This window comes from Sphingopyxis sp., assembly GCF_050725615.1.
Classification (GTDB): Bacteria; Pseudomonadota; Alphaproteobacteria; order Sphingomonadales; family Sphingomonadaceae; genus Sphingopyxis.
This window is the reverse complement of sequence record NZ_JBOHHU010000013.1, coordinates 44,541-62,903: the sequence shown is the minus strand read 5'-3', so window position 1 is coordinate 62,903 and position 18,363 is coordinate 44,541. Positions and strand designations below refer to the sequence as shown.

The window sequence follows — 18,363 nt, the reverse complement described above, 5'->3', positions numbered from 1 at the left end:
ACGTCGCGGCGCTCGGCCATGATATCCATCGGCATTTCGAGGCTGACCGGACGCTGACGTCCGCCAAGCATCTGGCGAAAGGCCTCGTTGACCAGCTCCGGCGCGGCTTCCGGCGTCATCGCACGATCAGCCCATTTGGTCAGCGTGCGCATCGTTGCGAGCTGATCGGGCAATTCGTGCAGATAGCCGATACCCTTGCCAAGACCCGCCGTGGGAATCTGCCCGGTCAGACAGAGCACCGGCGCGTTGGTAGCGTAGGCCGAGCAGAGCGCGGCGGTGCTGTTGAGGACGCCGGGGCCGGGCACCACCGTATAGACGCCGGGCTTGCCCGTCGACCTGGCATAACCGAACGCCATATAGGCGGCGCCCTGCTCGTGCCGCGTGCAGAAGACGCGAAGCTCGTCGCCAGCGTGGAACATGGCATCGAAGAAATAATCGAGCTGCCCGCCCGGAAGGCCAAAAATCGTGTCGACGCCATTGGCGCGAATCTGGGTCAGAAGCGCTTCGGCGCCGGTCATATTTGTCATGGTCGCTATCAATCCAGTTCGATTGCGGGGCCGCCCGGCGCCGGCGCTATCCGGCAGCGGGAGGCTTTCCTCTTCGATTGTTTTTTCGCTATTTGGTCCCGCATGGACAATTGAAACAAACTGCCCCTTCGGATTAGCCCGCCTAATTCGGACGGCGCTCAGCCCAGCAGTTCGGCGGGCACGGCATAGCTGCGCAGCGCATAGATCAACGGCCTGCCCTCGCCCGAAAATCGCACCGCTTCGACCTCGCCGAACAGGACATGGTGCGTGCCAATCTGCCGGTGCTGGGCGACGCGGCAGTCGAAGGAAACAAGCGCCCCATCGAGCAACGGCGCGCCGGTTACGCCCCGCTGCCATGTCGCACAGCCGAACCGCGCCTCACCGCTATGCGCCGAGCGTCCGGCAAAGACATCCGACACACCCGACTGGCTTTCAGACAGCACGTTGACCGCGAAGGCGCCGTTTTCGATGATCGGCGCCGCGCCGGCACTGGTCGCGTTGATACAGATAAGCAGCGTCGGCTTCGGCGTATCTGCGGATACCGAGGTCATCGCCGAAACCGTCAGGCCGGCGCGACCCGCCGGTCCATCGGTGGTAATGATGTTCACGGTCGCCGCCGCGCGGCTCATCCCGTCGAGAAAGTCGGCGCGCAGTCCGGTCATTCGCCCTCCTCCAGAAACGCACCCACCGCGGCATTGAACGCGAACGACTGCTCCAGATTCGCAAGATGGGCGACGTCGAGTTCGACAAGGCGGGCGCCGCGAATCGTTTCGGCAAGGAAGCGGGCGTGATCGGGCGGCGTCGCCGGATCGCGGAGGCCCGCGACGACCAGCGTGGGCGCCGCGACAAGGTGCGCCGTCGGTCGCAGGTCCATATCGCGGATCGCCGCGCTGCAGGCGGCATAGCCCTGCGGATCGGTCGCGAGCAGCATGGCGCGTGCATGATCGACGCGCGCCGGATGATCGCGGCGAAAATCGGAAGTAAACCAGCGTTCGATCACCGCGTCGGCGACGGCGTTCATCCCCTGCGCCGCTACTGCGGCGATCCGGCCGGCCCAGCCGTCGGGCGGCCCCATATAGGCCGATGTGTTCGCAAGCACGAGCCGCAGAAGCCGCTCCGGCGCGCGGTAGCCGAGCCATTGCCCGACCATGCCGCCCAGCGACACTCCCAGAAAATGCGCTCGCCCAATCCCCAGATGATCGAGCAGACCGATAACGTCGCGGCCCAGCCGGTCCATCGAAGAACCGCCGGGGACGCCATCCGACGCGCCATGCCCGCGCGGATCGTAGCGGAGAACCGCATAGCGCGCTTCGAACGCTTCGAGCTGCGGTTCGAACAGCGCCATCGCAGTGCCAAGCGATGGCGAGAGCAGCAGCACGGGCCGCCCTTCGGCCGGGCGATAGTCGAAAGCGATGGCGCAGCCATCATCGGCGAGAAAGCGACTGGTCATGCGGCGCGCTTTCGCACCGTCAGCTTTTCGATTTTCCGTTCGTAATGGACGCCCTGGATGATGCGGTTCACGAAGATCCCCGGCGTATGGATCATATCGGGGTCGAGCATACCCGGTTCGACCAGTTCCTCGACCTCCGCCACCGTGACCGTCGCGGCGGTCGCCATCGGCGGGTTGAAATTGCGCGCCGTCTTACGGAACACGAGGTTGCCGTGGGTATCGCCCTTCCACGCCCGGACGATCGCAAGGTCGGCGCGCAACCAGCGCTCACGGATATAGCGCTTGCCGTCAAATTCTTCGACCGGCTTGCCCTCCGCGACGACGGTGCCGACCCCCGTCGCAGTATAGAAGGCGGGAATCCCCGCCCCCCCGGCGCGGATGCGTTCGGCCAGCGTCCCCTGGGGGTTGAGTTCCAGTTCCAGCTTGCCTTCGAGGTAGAGCGTCTCGAACAGCTTGTTCTCGCCGATGTAGGAAGAGATCATCTTGCGGATCTGTCCGTTCGCGAGCAGCGCGTAGAGGCCGAAACCCTCCGCACCGCAATTGTTCGACACGACGGTCAGGTCGCGGACCCCGTCCTCCTTCATCGCGGCGATCAGATTTTCGGGATTGCCAACCAGCCCGAAGCCGCCCGACATGACAGTCATGCCGTCGAACAGCACCCCCTCAAGCGCCGCCGTGGCTGTCGGATAGAGCTTGTTCATGCGGAAGCGCGCGGGCGCGACGAAAAACCTTCGTCGTTGGCGGATTCGGCACGCTGGAGGACGAAATCGAACAGCACCGCCGGGTTGCCGCCGCTGCGGTCGGGAACGGGCAGCAGGCCCTCGCGGGTTCCGAAGGCGAAATCGTCATGCGCGTGCGGATCGTCGCCAAAGTTGATCTGCGTCGTCAGTGTCCGGTACCCCGGCGCCTCGATGAAGAAATGGACATGGGCGGGGCGATCGCCGTGGCGTCCGAGCCACTGCATCAACTGCTCGGCCGCCCCTTCGGGCGGCACACTGTAGCCGCGCGGCATCTTTGAATGAAAGGCATAGCGCCCGTCGGCCCCGAGGCGGATGCGCCGCCGGTTGTTGAAGGGCGACTGCTCGCCTGTCGGGTCGAAATGCGAGTAAAAGCCCTTGGAGTTGGCGTGCCAGACGTGAAGGATCGCATTCTTCACCGGCTCGCCGTCAGGGCCGGTGACGCGGCCCGCCATCGTCAATTCCTCGGTATCGTCGGGATCGGTGGTCAGATTGACGTCGTTAGTTGTGGTCAGGCCGCCATCGACCAGCGGCGCACCCGCGACATAAAGCGGGCCCTCGATCGTCCGCGGTGTCCCGCCGCTACGCCCCGCCTCAGCGTCCTTTGCGTCCATGTGCAGGTCGAGGAAATGCTCGATACCCAGACCGGGGGCGATCAGACCGAACTCACCCGCGCCGCGGCCCAGGAAATCAACCCCGCGCCAGAATTCGCTTTCGGAGATGTCGTGTCGCTCGATGATGGTCATCAACGCCTCGAGCAGATCGCGGACGATCCGCTTCAGGCGCGCGTCGCCGCCCGCTTCGCCGACCCCGGCGGCACGGTCGAGCAGTTTCTGCACGGCGTCGGATCGAATGATATCGGTCATAATCTTGCTCCCTTTTTCTGCCGGCTCAATCGGCGTCGATCGCCGAGGGATGGCGGCACAGCGCCGTCACCCGCACATCCATGAAGGGATAGAGCGGCAGACTCATCATGGTGTCGTGAAGCTCGCCTGCATCGGCGACATCGAAGATGCTGACATTGGCGTAGCGCCCGGCGACCCGCCACAGGTGCCGCCACTTTCCGGCGCGTTGCAGCACCTCGGCGCGCACCTTTTCGCTGGCCTTCAATGCTTCGAAGGCGTCTTTGTCGACATCGTGCGGCGCATTGACCGTCATTTCGACCATGAACAGCATGGCGGACTTTCCTTTCTTCAGTTTCGGGCGAAGCGGTCGAGCCGCGCCCGGTCGATGCGCACCCCCAGCCCCGGCCCGACCGGAAGCTGAAGCATGAAGTCGCGATAGTGCAGCGGCTCTTCGAGCAGTTCGTCTGCAAGCAGCAGCGGGCCGAACAATTCGGTGCCCCATTCCATCGCCGGCCCCGCCGCGAACAGGTGCGCCGATGCGGCTGTTCCGATGCCGCCCTCGAGCATCGTTCCGCCGTACAGCGCGACGTGGCCGGCTTCGGCGATCGCGCAAACCTTTGCGGCGGCCGCAAGTCCCCCCGATTGGGCGATCTTGATCGAAAAGACGTCGGCAGCCGCCGCCGTCGCAAAGCGCCAGGCACTCGCCGGACCGGTCAGGGCTTCGTCGGCCATGATCGCGCAATCGAACCGCTCGCACAGCGCGCGCAGGCCGGCCACATCCTGTCCGTCGATCGGCTGCTCAATCAGCGCCACCCCCGCATCCTGCAGGCGCGCGATGCCGTCAGCCGCCTGCGCGCGCGTCCAATGTTGGTTGACATCGACGCGCACCGACGCGCGCCCTTCAAAGGCGCGCGCGATCGCCGCGACATGCGCGCAGTCGTCCGCCACCTCGCGCTTGCCGATCTTGATCTTGAACATATTGTGGCGGCACGCGGCGAGCATCGCCTCGCCCTCCTCGATATCACGCACCGTCTCACCGCTCGCGAGGGTCCAGGCCACCGGCAGCGCATCGCAGCGGCGGCCACCCAGCAATTCCGAAAGCGGCAGCCCGGTCCGCTGACCCAGCGCATCGAGCAACCCCGTCTCGACCGCGCATTTGGCAAAGCGATTGCCGACGATATGCCGGTCGAGCAACGCCATTGCGGCGGCGGGCCGGTCGGCATCCAGCCCGATCAGGAGCGGCGCGAAATAGGTTTCGATCGCCAGCTTGACCCCCTCGGGGCTTTCCTCGCCATAAGCGAGCCCACCGATCGTCGTCGCCTCGCCGACGCCGACGATCCCGTCGTCGCAGCGGATGAAGACGAGAACGATCGCTTGAGTGGTCATCGTCGCCATCGCCAGCACATGCTGCCGAATGGTCGGCACATCCGCGATCACCACTTCGATTTTATCGATACGCGCCATCGGCCCTCTCTTGTTCGCGCCATGTCTAACGCAAAGAGCGGCCCGCCCCGCCGAGAGAAGATTTCATGCGGTGCATTCACCGCGCTAATCGACGCACGCGATGCGGGCGCTCCCCCCTTCTCAAAAACAAGGCCCGCCCCTTTCGAGGCGGGCCAGTTGAGGAGAGTCTTGCTTGCGTGCCGTCAGAACTCGGTCGTCCACTTCACCGACCAGGTGCGCGGACTGTAGCTGAGCTGCGGCCCGACGAAGCTGAAGCCTTCGGTGGCAGTGTAATATTCGCTGCCAAAAAGGTTATCGACGTTCACCGACAGCTTGTTCTTTCCCCAATCCTGCGTGAAACGCAGGTTGAACAGGCTGACGGGATCGATCGCGGCCGGGAAGGTCAGCGACGACTGCTCGACGACGCCGAGCGCAGTTCGTCCACGATAGCTCCAGTTGAGCGCGATCGCCGCATCGCCGCCCGCCAACGGGAAACGCTGCTCGACATTCGCCGACGCCGTCCAGCGCGGTGAATTGCCGATGCGAAGACCGTCGAGCGGCTGAAGCGCACCCCCGATCAGTCCCTGACCGCGAATATATTTGGCATCAAGATAGCCCATCGAGCCCCCGATCGTCAGACCGTCGGTAACCCGCGCGGTGGCCGACAGCTCAAAGCCCTTCGACCGCGCCTTGGGCAAGTTGGTAACCGAGTCGGCCTGGAGCTGACGCGAACAGGTCGCGAGGTTGAGGTCGGGGGTAACGACCACGACCGCGCCCGTCGCAGCGAGGACGCAAAGCGTCTGGCGCGAGGTGAATTGGAAGTCCTTCCAGTCCATGTAGAACAGTGCCCCCTGCACCAGCAGGCGCCGGTTCAGAAGATAGGCGTTGCCGCCGACTTCATAGTTCCACAGCTTTTCACGGCCGAAAGACGATGATCCACCCAGACCGCTGTCGGGGTTGGCCTGACCGCCCGCAGGCTTGTAGCCCTTCGAGACACTCGCATAGATGGAGGAATCGTCGTTCGGCTTCCAGTTGATGGCAAGCCGCGGCGAGAAATCATGCGCCGCCCCGGTAGCGAAGCGGCCGGTGCGCTGTTCGTAGCGCCCGCCAGTCACGAAGCCGCCATAGACGGGAAGCTGGCCACGCGCCGCCATCAACGCCTGTTCGGGCGTCAGTTCGCAGGGTCCATTGCCATCGACCGCAGTCGACGTGTCGAGCGGAGTGCCGACCGGCCGGCGTCCGCACGCCGCATACACGTCACTCCACTGGTTGCTGCCACGGTCATAGGAATAGCGGCCACCGACGATCAGCGAGAGATTGTCCGTCACATGCCATTCGGCATTGGCGAATGCCGCCCACCCGCTCAGGCGGTTGACGATTTGGTTCTCGTTGGCCTTGTCGCCGGGAACCCAGGGACCCAGCACCTGTTCGATCAGAATCTGATTCACAGCCGCGAATCTTTCGCGATAGGCAATACCGCCGACCGTCCAGTCGATCTTATTGTCCTCGCCCACCGAGGACAGTCGGCCTTCGACGCTGTACGACTTCGTTCTGAACCTGCCGAGCCGATTGATCGCGCGGATCCCCGAACGGTCGAGATCGAGGAACTGATCCTGATCGGATTCGGAATATCCTCCGACGAAGGTCAGCCCGACGCTGTCGCTGAATTCATGATAGGCCTTGCCGATCACCAGCGTCGTTTCGTTGTTCGTGAAATCGCGCGTGTCCTGGTACAGCGAATCCTTGTTGTTGCGGATGGAGTTGACGTTCAACCCGCCAAGCTGGGGCCGCGTACCGCCGGGTCCGGCCGCAACCCATTTGCGGAATTCGCCCTTCGCGTCATAGCAGCCGATTCCGCCCAGCAGTTCGGGCGAGGCAAGGTTGTAGGGCAGACCGAAAGCGCCCTGATTGATGCAGCTTCCGATCTTGGGTTGCATCCCCGAATTGTCGATCGTGTGATTGACCTGAAGGTCGACGGTGGTCGCATCGTCAGGCTGCCAGCGGAGCTGGCCGCGAATGTTGAGATAGTCGGCGTCGGTCCCGCCGCCGATCGGGTGGCGATTGCGCAGCGGCCCCTTGGTGGTTTCACCCTGAACCGACAAGCGGGCGAACAGGCCGTCGGCAACCTTGCCGTTGATCACGCCGGCAAGGCTGTAGGTGCTGAAGCGGCCAACGCCTGCGTCGATCCGTCCATAGAAGTCCTCGGTCGGCTTCTTGGTGCGGATGTTGATCGCACCGCCTTCCGAATTGCGGCCAAAGAAAACACCCTGCGGCCCACGCAGGATTTCGACCGATTCGACGTCATAGATATTGGGATTGGCTTGCCCCGAAGCGAGCGTGCCTGCGGAAAAATCGTCGATATAGGTCGCAAAGGCGCTCTGCGTCAGAACCTTCTCGCCCCCCTTGAGGTCTGCGATGCCGCGGATCGAGATGACGATCTCACGCGCGCCGTTGCGGCCTCCCTGCTGGAAGGAGACGTTCGGCGTCTGGAGCAGATAGTCCTTCGCATCGCTGTAATTGCGATCCTCCAGTGTCTCCGACGAAAAGACGGTGGCGCTGACCGGCACGTCGAGGATCGTCTGCAATTTGCGCTGCGCGGTAACAACGATCGTCCCGTCGTTCGCCTGCTCCTGATCGTCCGGTGTCGTACCGGATTGTGCGGCCGCCGGCGCCGCCAGCGCGAGCGCCATGACCGAAGCGCCAATAGCGCCGGTCAATTTCCACTGACGGGACTGAATCATGCGCCGCCTATAAATGTCTGCCATCTGAAATCTCCTCCCAAAGTCCAGTCGAGTGACCCTGCAGAGGTCTCAGGCCCCACCGCCCGATCACGCTGTTTTGATGCGTGTTCCGGCCAGGAAACTGGCCCAAATCCGGTCCCGCTCTGGATGCATTGGGGGTATGGGAACGACACCCGGCCCCACAAACGAGATAAATTTGCGGGAAACATGAGCCGGGCTCATGGCTGGCGCCGCGCCAGCCTTATGCCGGATTAGATCTGGTCATGGCTCCTGTGAGCAGCATTTGATTGTCGGCCTGCCGCCGCTGCCTAGTCTTTTGCCATACAGGCGCTCTCGAAAAGACGAAGATATCGTCGGCGCCTTCCAGGGAGGGTCGCGGCGATGACTTATCGGAACAGGTTGCTGATCGGACTCGCCGCGATGGCGCTGGGGGCGGCTTCGGCCGCAGACGCCACGACCGGCGAAGCGCGGCTGATGCGCTACCCCGATATCAGTGGCCAGCGGATCGGCTTCATCTATGCCGACCGCCTGTGGGTGGCCGATGCCAATGGCGACAATGCCCGGCCGATTGCCGTCCCCGGCAGCGAGCTCAATCGCGTACGCTTTTCGCCCGATGGTCAATGGATCGCACTGACGGCCAAGGTCGATGGCAATGCCGATGTCTATATCGTGCCCACCGACGGCAGCAGCGCGGCGCGGCGGCTGACGCATCACCCGGCAGCCGATCTGGTCGTCGACTGGCGTCCCGACGGCAAGGCGGTGCTGTTCGCATCGACGATGTCGAGTCCGCGCGCCACCTATGATCAGCTTCATACCATCGACGTCGCGGGCGGCCTGCCCCAGCGCCTGCCGCTGCCCTATGGCGAGACCGCGACCTATACGTCTGATGGCAAGGCGTTGCTCTTCACCTATCAGCGCGATTTTCAGGAAGAGGCTTGGAAGCGCTATTATGGCGGCCGCGCGCCCGACATCTGGCGCTTCGAATTCGTCACCGGCGCGACCCGGAAGCTGACCGACCACCCGTCGTCGGATTCGATGCCGATGCAGATTGCAGGCCGCACTTATTTCCTCTCCGAGCGCGATGCCACGGGCCGATCCAATATCTGGCGCCTGGGCGAACAAGGCGCGACGGACGATGCCATAACCACCTATGGCGACACCGACGTCCGCCGCCCCGCAACCGACGGATCGCGTATCATCTTCGAGGTCGGCGGAAGCCTTGCGATCTTCGACCCCGCGACCGGCGGCACGTCGGCCGTGACGGTACGCATCGACCCGGCCGCCGTTGCGAAAGCCCCCGAAAACATGGCGGTCGGCGACCGGATCACCAGCGCGGCACTGTCACCCGACGGCGTTACGATCGAGGCGCGCGGCGACATTTTTACCTATGCCGCGAACGGCCGGTCGGTTCGCAATATCAGCGCAACATCGGGCTTTGCCGAGCGCTTCCCGCGCGCGAATACGCGCGGCGACATCGCCTATGTAAGCGATGCCGACGGCGAATATGCCCTTTACGTGAAAGCTGCGGGCAACGCCGCGCCCCGTAAGGTCGCCGATTTCGGCCCCGGATTCCGCTATGCCCCCTTCTGGTCGCCCGACGGCGCGCGCATCGCCATCTATGATCAGGAGCAGGTGCTGTGGATCGTCGATGTCGCGAGCGGCGCCAGGACGCGCGTCGATCAGGGGAAATGGGGTTACCACCCGGAAATGGTCGAGGCGACCGTCTCCTGGTCGCCCGACAGCCGCTGGCTCGCCTATACGCGCGGGCTGGACAATCGCAACAACGCCCTTTTCCTCTTCGACACCCACAGCGGCGACCGGCACCAACTGACCTCGGGCGCGTTCGACGATTTCGCGCCGATGTTCGAGGCGAGCGGCAATTATCTGCTGATGCTTTCGCGCCGCCGGTTCGTGCCTACTTTCGGTGACAACGGGTTCGACGCCACCTGGACCTATACCAACGGCACGGTCGCGACCGTCCTGCCTCTGCGCGCGCATATGCCTGCGCCCGGCGATCCGGGTTGGACCATGCCGGCACGGCAGGCCGTCGTTGCCGTCGACCTCGCGGATGCCGAGCAGCGGCTGAAGCTTATGCCGCCCAAGCCCGGCCTGCTCGCCGCAATCCGGCCGGTCGACGGCGGATATGTGCTGATCCGGCAGGGTGACGGCGACGGTGATAGCCAGTTGGAGCGCTATGACTATGGCAAAGAAGCGCCCCGCGTCCTGCAATCCGGCAACGGATTGGCTCTTGCCGATGCAAACGCCGACCAGATACTGACCCGCATCGATACCGAGCTTTATCGCGTCGATGCCGCGAAGGGAAAGCCCGCGAAGATCGACGGACGGCGGCTGGTCGCCACCGTCGATCACGCCGCCGAAGCGCAGCAGATGTTCAACGACGCCTGGCGCTATGGCCGCGACTTCTACTACGATCCCGGCCTGCACGGAATCGACTGGAATGTCGTCCGCGCGCGCCTTGCTCCGCTCGTGCCCTATGTCACCAACGACGATGACCTGACCTTCATCGTGCGCGAAATGATGGGTGAGCTCAACGGCGGCCATGTCTACGCCTCGGCGACCGCCCCGCGACCGCGCGGCGATGCGACCAATGTCGGCCTGCTCGGCGCCGATTTCACAGTCGACAATGGCCGATACCGCGTCGCAAAAATCTATCGGACCGGCGCCCGCGCCTATGAGGTTCGCTCGCCCCTCGACGACGACGCACTCGACGTGCGCGAAGGCGACGAGTTGCTCGCCGTGAACGGCAAGCCGCTTTCCGGCGGTACCGGCCCATGGGAAGCGCTGACCGGGCTGGCCGGAAAGGAGGTCGCCCTGACCATCGCGCGCGGCGACGCGACGGAGCGCGAGGTCCGGGTCAAGACGCTGACAAGCGAACGCAAGCTGCGTGAGCTCGCGTGGGTTGAGGAGAATCGGCGAAAGGTCGACGCCGCGTCCGCGGGGCGTATCGGCTATATCTATGTCCCCAACACCGGCGCCGAGGGCCAGAACGAGCTGATGATCCAATATCGGTCGCAGTTCGACAAGGACGCGCTGATCATTGATGAACGCTTCAACACCGGCGGGGCGCTGGGCGACCGCATGGTCGAGCTGCTCAATCGCCCGCCACTGGTCTATTTCCGGGCCCGCAACTCAACCGATTATCCACTCCCCGAACTCGCGCACCGCGGACCCAAGGCCATGCTCACCAACGGCTGGAGCTATTCGGGTGGCGACGGATTTCCGCTGCTGTTCAAGACGGCGGAGGTCGGCCCGCTGATCGGAACGCGAACCTGGGGTGGGCTCATCGGGCCGGGCCTGTCGCTGCCGCTCATCAATGGCGGCTTCATCTCGCCGGCACCGCAGCGCGTCTACACGACCGGCGGCGAATGGGCCGAGGGCAACGAAGGCGTGAAACCCGATATCGAGATCGACAACGATCCCGGCCTCCTCGCGCAGGGCATCGATCAGCAGCTCGACACCGCCGTCAGGCTCCTGCGCGACCGCATCGCCGGGATGAAGCCCGTCACGACTCCCGCTTTCCAGGGCGCGGGCGACTGGAACCCCGCACTGAGGAAGGAGAAGTGAAGTGAAGAGACTATCGCTCATGCTGGCGGCGTGTGCCACGATTTGCAGCCCCGCGCTGGCCCACCCGGGCGAATTCGGGCTTCCCGCGCCCGATGCCGGCGCCGAAGCGCCGGCGCGCGACAAGGTCATGCTCATTCAGGCGGGGTGGCTGCTCGCGGTGCCCGGGAGCGCTCCACAGCGCGAACGCACGATCGTCGTTCGCAACGACCGGATCGAACGGATCGACGCAGGCTATACCCTTCCGCAGACAATAACCAACGCCGACGTCGGGGTCGTCGACCTTAAAAATCGCTATGTTCTTCCGGGCCTCATGGACATGCATGTCCATCTGTCCATGAATTCGGGCGGACAGGCGGCCTTTCAAATCCGGGGCGTGGCCGACGAGATCGAGGCAGGATCTGCGGCACAGCGACGCGACGTGACCCAGCTTGTCGATTCGATCGAAAACGCGCGAAAGACATTGCTCGCCGGCTATACGACGGTCCGCGACGTCGGCAGCGACGGCTGGCATATCGTCGCGCTGCGCGAGGCGATCGCGACGGGAAAACTCGAAGGTCCGCGGATCTTGACGTCCGTCGCAACCCTGTATCCCGGGTCCGATAATGGTTCCGGCGCCTGTTCGGGCGTCGAGAGCTGCCGCCGGGCAACGCGGCGCCAGATCGACATGGGCGCCGACCTCATCAAGATTTATGCGAGCTGTAGCGGCAGTCGCCCATGCGGTCGGCAAGACGCCCCGCCGACCTTCCTCGACGACGAGCTCAGGGCGATCGTCGAGACCGCACACTCGCGCCAACTCAGGGTCGCCGCGCACGCGCATGGCGAGGCGGCGATCCGGGCAGCGCTGAACGCCGGCGTCGATTCGATCGAGCATGGTTCGTTCACGCCGCCTGATGCGATCGCCCTGTTCAGGAAGAATGGCGCCTTCCTCGTGCCGACGCTTTCGGTGCAGGACAATATCCGCAAGGACATCGTCACCGCCAAAGGATCGATGCTGGCGGTGATGCAAAATTTCCTCGCCAAGCACGGCCCCCGGATGATGGCGGCCTATCGCGCCGGCGTGCCCATCGCCGCGGGCAGCGACGCCGGGATCGGCGTTCACGGCAATAACGCGCGCGAACTTGAGCTATATGTCAAGGAAGGGATGCCCGCCGCCGACGCAATCCGGGCAGCGACCGTCAACGGCGCGCGCGTGATCGGCCGCGAGGCCGACCTTGGCACGATCGAAGCGGGCAAGATCGCCGACATCATCGCGGTCGGTATCGACCCGACGGTCGACATCACCGCGCTTCAGCACGTCAGCTTCGTCATGAAGGACGGGACGATCTTTCGCGACGATCCGGCCTCGCCGCGCGCGGCGCCTGGGGCGGCGGGCCAATGACCCTGTCGCCGGTTCATCGTTCGATCTTCCTGACCGGCCCTTTTCCCGGCGACGGGATGCGGGTCGCGATCAAGGATTGCATCGACGTCGCCGGCGAAACGACGACCGCCGGCAGCCGCGCGCTCGCCACGCGCCCTCCGGCGGCGCGTGATGCGGCGATCGTCGGACGATTACGGACCGCAGGCTGCACCATCGCCGGGCGCGTCACGATGCACGAACTCGCTTATGGTGTGACCGGCGTCAACGGCTGGACCGGGACGCCGATCAACCCGGCCTACCCGCACCTCGTCCCGGGCGGATCGTCGAGCGGGTCGGCGGCGGCGGTCGCGGCGGGGCTCGTCGATGCCGCGATCGGCACCGACACAGGCGGATCGATCCGCGTTCCGGCCGCCTGCTGCGGCGTCGTCGGATTCAAGCCGACCTTCGGGCGCGTCAGCCGCGACGGACTGACCCCGGCATCGAGCAGCCTCGATTGCGCGGGGCCTTTCGCGCGGTCGGTCGCCGATATCGAGCGGATCATGGCAATGCTGCTGTCCGACTGGCGCGCCGCACCGCCCCACCCTGCGCCGCGCATCGCTTTCGTCGCCGACGCTGGTGACGAGGCGGTCCTGACTATCACCCGTGCGGTCGCAGAAAGCGCCTTCGCGATCACCCCCATAACGCTACCCGGCATGGCGGCGGCCCAGCAGGCCGGTCTTCGCATCATCGCCCGCGAATCCTGGGATGCGTTCGCACCGCTGCTCGAAACCGGGCTCATCGGGCGCGACGTGCACGACCGCCTGCTCGCTGCATCGCGGATCAGCGATGCCGAACTTGCCGAGGCCGAGGCGGTACGCGGCAGCTTCGCAGCCGAGGTCGACAGGCTGCTCGCCGATTTCGACGCGATCGCCCTGCCGACGCTGCCCGCCGCGCCGCCGAGCCTGCTCGCAGCGACGGACCCGGCGGCGGCCCTTCCGATGACGGCCAATTGCCGCCCGTTCAACCTGTCGGGCCACCCGGCGATCGCCTTGCCTGTCGGCGAGGCTGGCGGCGCGCCCGTGTCGCTCCAGCTCGTCGGTCGCAAGGGCGGCGACGAAGCGCTTTGCGCGCTTGCCCGCACCATCCCCCTGTTCAAGAAAGGCGAAACCGCATGACGGCGACCCCGACCCTGGGGCTTTCCAGCCCGCTTCTCCAACCCCTGCTCGACGATATCCGCGCCAGGCGGTCCGACCTGCACCGGCTAGGGCATATCCCGCAGGACATAGTCGAACAGTTCCAGAAAATCGGCCTTTACCGGGCGTTCGTGCCCGAACAGTTCGGCGGCGCCGCGATGACGCCGATGGAATTTCTGCGCCTTATCGAAACCATCTCGGCCGCCGACGGGTCTGCCGGCTGGGTTGCGAGCTTCGGCTTCGCGAGCAAATATCTGTCGTCGCTTCCGGCCTCGACGCTCGCCACCCTCTATCGCGAGACGCCCGACGTCGTCTTTGCCGGCGCCGTTTTTCCCCCGCAGCCGGTCACGTCCGAGGGCAAGGGCTATCGGGTGCGCGGTCGCTGGGGCTTCGGTTCGGGCTGCATGGGCGCCTCGCTGATCGGCGTCGGCATCCGAATCGAGGGCGAAAGCGGCGGCCTGCCGCGAATGGCGGTAATGCCGCGCGAGCAGGTCCGGATCGAGGAGAATTGGGACACCATCGGCATGTTCGCCACGGGCAGTCACGATCTGGTGGTCGAGGATGTGCTGGTGCCCGAAGAATGGACGCTGATCCGCGGCGCACCGCCGTCGATCGACACCGCCGCCTATCGCTACCCGACGATGGCGATGGCCGCACAAGTGCTCGCGATCGTCGCGGCGGGCGTGGCGCGCGAGGCGATCGACGAGGCCGTGAAGCTCGCGACGCGGAAAAACTCGATCACCGGCGCGCCCTCGATGGCCGACCGCCCCGCCTTCCAGACCGCGCTCGCCCAGATGGAGGCGCAGCTTCGCTCCGCCCGGGCCTGGTTCTACGAAGAAACCGAGGCGATGTGGGATCGCGTGTCGCGCGACGATGAGGTCTCTCTCACCGATCTCGCGGCGCTGCGGATCGCATCGACGCATATCGCCAAGACTGGCGCCGACGTCGCGCGCCGTGCTTTTGAAATGGCGGGAACGACCGGCATCTTCAACAGCCATCCGCTATCGCGCCTGCTGCTCGACGCACTCGTCGTCGCGCAGCACGCCTTTATGAACGACGGAACATGGCAATCGGGCGGCGCGGTGCTGCTCGGAAGGACGCCGCCCCCCGGTTATCCCTGAACGCCACCACTCCGAACGATCGCGAGGAAATAACATGACCGACCAACCCAAAAAGATCCGCGCCCTGTTCTGCGGCGCCGTGCTCCAGGGCTTTTTCGACCTGCCGGGCAAGGACATCCCCACCGTCCTCAAGGCCACCGGCGGCCTGCTGCGGCAAATCCGCGAGATGCCCGGCGTCGACGTGCTCGGCACCTTTGATGATGATGAGACGATGGTCGGCACCTCGCCGACCGGCTGGCCCTGGACCTTCTACATCCTGGCCGACGTGCCCGACCGCGACACGGCGGTGGCGATCTGCGGCCTGTTCCGCACGATCGAGGTCGGCGAGCATCGATTGTGGAAATATATGCGCGTCGAGGCGCGCCTCGGTCGCGAGCTGGTGATGCCCGAATGACCGACGCCGTAGTCCTCGCGCGGCTCGACCGGCTGGAGGCGGAAAGCGCCATCCGCCGGATCGTCGCGCGCTACTTCCAGATTTGCGACGACCTTGGCCCCGACACGCCCTTCGATGAGCTGGGCGAACTGTTCACCCGCGACGCGCGCTGGGAAGGCAAGGGCCGCTATCAGCAGGCCTTCGGCGGCTATGACGGCCGCGACGCGATCGTCGCGATGATCCGCGGCTATTGCCTGCCCCAGCCGCATTTCGCGATGACAGCGCATTTCTTCTCGGCCGAGGCCATCGTGGTGACCGGCGACCGGGCGAGCGGCCAGTGGATGATGCTCCAGACCTCGACCTATGCCGACGATCGCGCCGACCTTCGCAGCGCCGCACTCGCGCTCGATTTCGCTCACGAAGAAGGGCGCTGGCGGATCGCCGCGTTCCGCACGCGAAACCTGTTTTCCCGCCGCGTCGATCACTGGAACGACGCAGCGGACATTCCCGTGCCCGGCACGGCCAACATCGGAGCCGACCAATGACCAGCAGAGATTTCGACGCGCTCGTCCTTCCCGACCGCGTCCACAGCTCACTCTATCGCGATCCCGCGATCTTCGAGGAGGAGATGGATCGCATCTTCAACCGCACCTGGGTGTGGGTCGCACATGAAAGCGATATTCCGAAGGCGGGCGACTTTCTGACCACCCATGTCGGGCGGCAGCCGGTTATCGTGAACCGCGACCGCAAGGGCGATATCCGCGTGATGGTCAACCGCTGTCGCCATCGCGGCGCAACGGTTTGCGAGGCGCGACACGGCAACGCGGCAGGCTTTGTCTGCCCCTACCATGCGTGGACCTACTCGCAGGACGGCAACCTGCGCGGCGTACCGCTGCCCAAGGGCTACAAGGACTTCGACAAGGCCGAATATGGCCTGATCCAGCTTCGCGTCGAAACCTATGCCGGGCTGGTCTTCGCGACGTTCGATCAGGGCATCGAAGCGCTCGACACCTTCCTCGGCCGCGCAAAGCCGTGGATCGACCTGTTTATGAAACAGGGCGGCGGCTTCCCGGTCAAGACAATGGGCGAGCATCGCTTCACCTTTCCCGGCAACTGGAAGATCCAGCTCGAGAATACGACCGACGCCTATCATTTCCCGGTCGTCCACAAGAGCTTTCTGACCTCGCTCGACGACGCGACCGAGGATCTCTTCTCCTTCATGGACGCCGGCGGCTATGTCGAGGATCTCGGCAACGGCCACAGCGTGATGGTGATGATCCCCGAGCTCGTCGACCTCGACGACAATCTCGACACCGACATTCCCGATCGCTTCGCCGACATCGCCGAAGAGTTGCGCAAGGATTATCCCGAAGAGCAGGTCCGGCGGATCGTGCGCGCGATCGGCGGGTCGGGCTTCAACCTCAACCTCTTTCCCAACCTCGCCTGTTCGATGGCTTTCTTCCGTGTCCTGCGTCCGCTCGCGGTCGACGAGACGGAGATTCGGCACATCGCGATCGGCATGGACGGCGGCCCCGACATCGCCAATCGCGCGCGGCTGCGGCTCCACGAGCATTTCCAGGGTCCGATGGGCTTCGGCACGCCCGACGACGCCGAAGCCTGGGAGCGCGTACAGCGAGGTTCGGCAGGGTCGGCCGACCCCGCGTGGATCATGGTCAATCGCGGCGAGGACAAGACCGCCGCCAATGCAGGCGATGTGACCGCCGAAACCGGCATGCGCGCCGCTTATCAGATGTGGAAAAGGATGATGACGGCATGACCCGGACGATCGAAACCATCACCTTCGACGATGCGGTGCGGTTCATTTCGCTCGAGGCCGATTGCCTCGACCACCGCGATTATGCCGCCTGGCTCGCGCTGTGGGCGAAGGACGGCCTTTATGCCATTCCGATCGACCCGGACGCCGATGATTTCGCCGACCGGCTGAATTATGCCTATGACGATGCGGCGATGCGCCGGATGCGTGTCTCGCGCCTGACGAGCGGCGAATCGATGTCGGCGCGCGATGCCTCGAACACGATCCGCAGCCTGTCGCGCTTCCGGATGCTCGACGACGAACCGGCGCCCGAAATCCGCATTCGCTGCGCGCAGCATCTGGTCGACTATCGGCGCGGCGCCTATCGCACCTATGCCGCGAACGTCACCTACCGGCTGCGTATCGAGGATGGCGGCATCCGCCTCGCCGAGAAGATCGTGCGCCTGATCAACTCGACCGACGCGCTTGCCGGCATGAGCTTCCTGCTGTGACGCCTCCCGCCTGGCACAATGTCGCGATCATCACCGGTGCGGCGGGAGGGCTCGGCCAGGTCATCGCGCGCCGACTGGCGGCCGACGGCTTTCGCGTCTTGCTGACCGATGTCGACGGGGAAGCCGTCGCACGCGCCGCGCAGGCGATCATGGGCGATGTCGCGGCGCTGGCGATCGACGTGCGCGACACGGCGCAGTTTGACGCCGCCTTTGCCGCGGCGACCGAACGCTGGGGCGGCATCGGAGTGCTGGTCAACAATGCCGCGTTGACACGCACGACCCCGCTCTTCGATATTTCGGCCGAGGAGTTCGACGCGGTGACAGCGGTCGCGCTGAAGGGTTGCTTTCTCGGGTGCCAGGTCGCCGGCCGCCATATGCGCGCGCAGCGCTATGGCCGGATCGTCAACATCGCCTCGCTCGCGGGGCAGAATGGCGGCGCTGCAACCGGCGCGCACTATGCCGCAGCCAAGGGCGGCATCATAACGCTGACCAAGGTTTTCGCGCGCGACCTCGCGGCCGATGGCGTGACGGTCAACGCCGTCTCACCGGGGCCGCTCGATCTCGATTCGGTTCGCGACCTTCTGCCGCCCGAACGGCTTGCCGCAGTGATCGACAGCATTCCCGCCGGCACGCTCGGCGACCCCGATTATATCGCCCGCCTCGTCTCGCTTCTCGCCTCGCCGCAAGCCGTTTCGGCCGTGGGCGCGACGTTCGACGTCAATGGCGGGCTCTACCTGCGATAAGGAT

17 protein-coding genes are annotated in these 18,363 nt (G+C 65.1%); 9 read left to right on the top strand and 8 right to left on the bottom strand.

The window, feature by feature from the left end:
- From ACREB7_RS05005 to ACREB7_RS04970, 8 genes are all read right to left on the bottom strand, one after another.
- Positions 1-527: thiamine pyrophosphate-binding protein (locus tag ACREB7_RS05005; RefSeq protein WP_431591190.1), on the bottom strand; the 527-nt coding region annotated here is incomplete at its 3' end.
- 158 nt (positions 528-685) lie between these two features.
- Positions 686-1,189, bottom strand: a complete 504-nt coding sequence (locus tag ACREB7_RS05000; protein WP_431591189.1) for a flavin reductase family protein — start codon at positions 1,187-1,189, stop codon at positions 686-688.
- Positions 1,186-1,977, bottom strand: a complete 792-nt coding sequence (gene pcaD, locus ACREB7_RS04995; protein ID WP_431591188.1) for a 3-oxoadipate enol-lactonase — start codon at positions 1,975-1,977, stop codon at positions 1,186-1,188. Before pcaD ends, ACREB7_RS05000 begins: the two co-directional genes overlap by 4 nt.
- Positions 1,974-2,678 carry a CoA transferase subunit A gene (locus tag ACREB7_RS04990; protein WP_431591187.1) on the bottom strand — a complete coding sequence of 235 codons (705 nt, stop codon included), beginning with the start codon at positions 2,676-2,678 and terminating at the stop codon, positions 1,974-1,976. Before ACREB7_RS04990 ends, pcaD begins: the two co-directional genes overlap by 4 nt.
- Positions 2,675-3,580 carry a dioxygenase gene (locus tag ACREB7_RS04985; protein ID WP_431591186.1) on the bottom strand — a complete coding sequence of 302 codons (906 nt, stop codon included), beginning with the start codon at positions 3,578-3,580 and terminating at the stop codon, positions 2,675-2,677. The genes ACREB7_RS04990 and ACREB7_RS04985 overlap by 4 nt, the downstream gene beginning before the upstream one ends.
- Positions 3,581-3,605: 25 nt before the next feature.
- On the bottom strand, positions 3,606-3,890 hold the full coding sequence (gene catC, locus ACREB7_RS04980; protein WP_431591185.1) for a muconolactone Delta-isomerase: 285 nt from the start codon (positions 3,888-3,890) through the stop codon (positions 3,606-3,608).
- A 17-nt stretch (positions 3,891-3,907) separates the two neighbouring features.
- Entirely contained in the window at positions 3,908-5,023 is a 1,116-nt protein-coding gene (locus tag ACREB7_RS04975) for a muconate/chloromuconate family cycloisomerase (protein ID WP_431591184.1), read from the bottom strand.
- A gap of 182 nt (positions 5,024-5,205) precedes the next feature.
- On the bottom strand, positions 5,206-7,743 hold the full coding sequence (locus tag ACREB7_RS04970; protein ID WP_431591183.1) for a TonB-dependent receptor: 2,538 nt from the start codon (positions 7,741-7,743) through the stop codon (positions 5,206-5,208).
- A gap of 381 nt (positions 7,744-8,124) precedes the next feature.
- On the opposite strand from ACREB7_RS04970, the gene ACREB7_RS04965 reads away from it, so the two are divergent.
- Genes ACREB7_RS04965 through ACREB7_RS04925 form a run of 9 tightly spaced genes read left to right on the top strand, consistent with a single transcriptional unit; the run spans position 8,125 to position 18,359 of the window.
- Positions 8,125-11,328: a S41 family peptidase gene (locus ACREB7_RS04965; protein ID WP_431591182.1), complete on the top strand. Its 3,204-nt coding sequence runs from the start codon at positions 8,125-8,127 to the stop codon at positions 11,326-11,328.
- Position 11,329: 1 nt separating this feature from the next.
- A complete protein-coding gene (locus ACREB7_RS04960; protein ID WP_431591181.1) occupies positions 11,330-12,706 on the top strand; it encodes an amidohydrolase family protein in 1,377 nt (458 codons plus the stop codon).
- A complete protein-coding gene (locus tag ACREB7_RS04955; RefSeq protein ID WP_431591180.1) occupies positions 12,703-13,839 on the top strand; it encodes an amidase in 1,137 nt (378 codons plus the stop codon). The genes ACREB7_RS04960 and ACREB7_RS04955 overlap by 4 nt, the downstream gene beginning before the upstream one ends.
- Positions 13,836-14,978, top strand: a complete 1,143-nt coding sequence (locus ACREB7_RS04950) for an acyl-CoA dehydrogenase family protein (RefSeq protein ID WP_431591179.1) — start codon at positions 13,836-13,838, stop codon at positions 14,976-14,978. Before ACREB7_RS04955 ends, ACREB7_RS04950 begins: the two co-directional genes overlap by 4 nt.
- Positions 14,979-15,012: 34 nt before the next feature.
- Positions 15,013-15,372, top strand: a complete 360-nt coding sequence (locus tag ACREB7_RS04945) for a hypothetical protein (RefSeq protein ID WP_431591178.1) — start codon at positions 15,013-15,015, stop codon at positions 15,370-15,372.
- Positions 15,369-15,896, top strand: a complete 528-nt coding sequence (locus ACREB7_RS04940) for a nuclear transport factor 2 family protein (protein ID WP_431591177.1) — start codon at positions 15,369-15,371, stop codon at positions 15,894-15,896. The genes ACREB7_RS04945 and ACREB7_RS04940 overlap by 4 nt, the downstream gene beginning before the upstream one ends.
- Positions 15,893-17,128: an aromatic ring-hydroxylating oxygenase subunit alpha gene (locus tag ACREB7_RS04935; protein ID WP_431591176.1), complete on the top strand. Its 1,236-nt coding sequence runs from the start codon at positions 15,893-15,895 to the stop codon at positions 17,126-17,128. Before ACREB7_RS04940 ends, ACREB7_RS04935 begins: the two co-directional genes overlap by 4 nt.
- Entirely contained in the window at positions 17,125-17,616 is a 492-nt protein-coding gene (locus tag ACREB7_RS04930; RefSeq protein WP_431591175.1) for an aromatic-ring-hydroxylating dioxygenase subunit beta, read from the top strand. The genes ACREB7_RS04935 and ACREB7_RS04930 overlap by 4 nt, the downstream gene beginning before the upstream one ends.
- On the top strand, positions 17,613-18,359 hold the full coding sequence (locus ACREB7_RS04925; RefSeq protein WP_431591174.1) for an SDR family NAD(P)-dependent oxidoreductase: 747 nt from the start codon (positions 17,613-17,615) through the stop codon (positions 18,357-18,359). Before ACREB7_RS04930 ends, ACREB7_RS04925 begins: the two co-directional genes overlap by 4 nt.
- Positions 18,360-18,363 lie beyond the last annotated feature (4 nt).

What these genes read in the sequence shown, in the direction of transcription:
- ACREB7_RS04965 (WP_431591182.1), top strand. Translation starts at nt 8,125, where the DNA reads ATGACTTATCGGAACAGGTTGCTGATCGGACTCGCCGCGATGGCGCTG.
- pcaD (WP_431591188.1), bottom strand. Translation starts at nt 1,977, where the DNA reads ATGACCAGTCGCTTTCTCGCCGATGATGGCTGCGCCATCGCTTTCGAC.
- ACREB7_RS04945 (WP_431591178.1), top strand. Translation starts at nt 15,013, where the DNA reads ATGACCGACCAACCCAAAAAGATCCGCGCCCTGTTCTGCGGCGCCGTG.
- ACREB7_RS04935 (WP_431591176.1), top strand. Translation starts at nt 15,893, where the DNA reads ATGACCAGCAGAGATTTCGACGCGCTCGTCCTTCCCGACCGCGTCCAC.
- ACREB7_RS04940 (WP_431591177.1), top strand. Translation starts at nt 15,369, where the DNA reads ATGACCGACGCCGTAGTCCTCGCGCGGCTCGACCGGCTGGAGGCGGAA.
- ACREB7_RS04950 (WP_431591179.1), top strand. Translation starts at nt 13,836, where the DNA reads ATGACGGCGACCCCGACCCTGGGGCTTTCCAGCCCGCTTCTCCAACCC.
- ACREB7_RS04975 (WP_431591184.1), bottom strand. Translation starts at nt 5,023, where the DNA reads ATGGCGCGTATCGATAAAATCGAAGTGGTGATCGCGGATGTGCCGACC.
- ACREB7_RS04990 (WP_431591187.1), bottom strand. Translation starts at nt 2,678, where the DNA reads ATGAACAAGCTCTATCCGACAGCCACGGCGGCGCTTGAGGGGGTGCTG.
- ACREB7_RS04970 (WP_431591183.1), bottom strand. Translation starts at nt 7,743, where the DNA reads ATGATTCAGTCCCGTCAGTGGAAATTGACCGGCGCTATTGGCGCTTCG.
- ACREB7_RS04930 (WP_431591175.1), top strand. Translation starts at nt 17,125, where the DNA reads ATGACCCGGACGATCGAAACCATCACCTTCGACGATGCGGTGCGGTTC.
- ACREB7_RS04985 (WP_431591186.1), bottom strand. Translation starts at nt 3,580, where the DNA reads ATGACCGATATCATTCGATCCGACGCCGTGCAGAAACTGCTCGACCGT.
- ACREB7_RS04955 (WP_431591180.1), top strand. Translation starts at nt 12,703, where the DNA reads ATGACCCTGTCGCCGGTTCATCGTTCGATCTTCCTGACCGGCCCTTTT.
- ACREB7_RS05000 (WP_431591189.1), bottom strand. Translation starts at nt 1,189, where the DNA reads ATGACCGGACTGCGCGCCGACTTTCTCGACGGGATGAGCCGCGCGGCG.
- catC (WP_431591185.1), bottom strand. Translation starts at nt 3,890, where the DNA reads ATGCTGTTCATGGTCGAAATGACGGTCAATGCGCCGCACGATGTCGAC.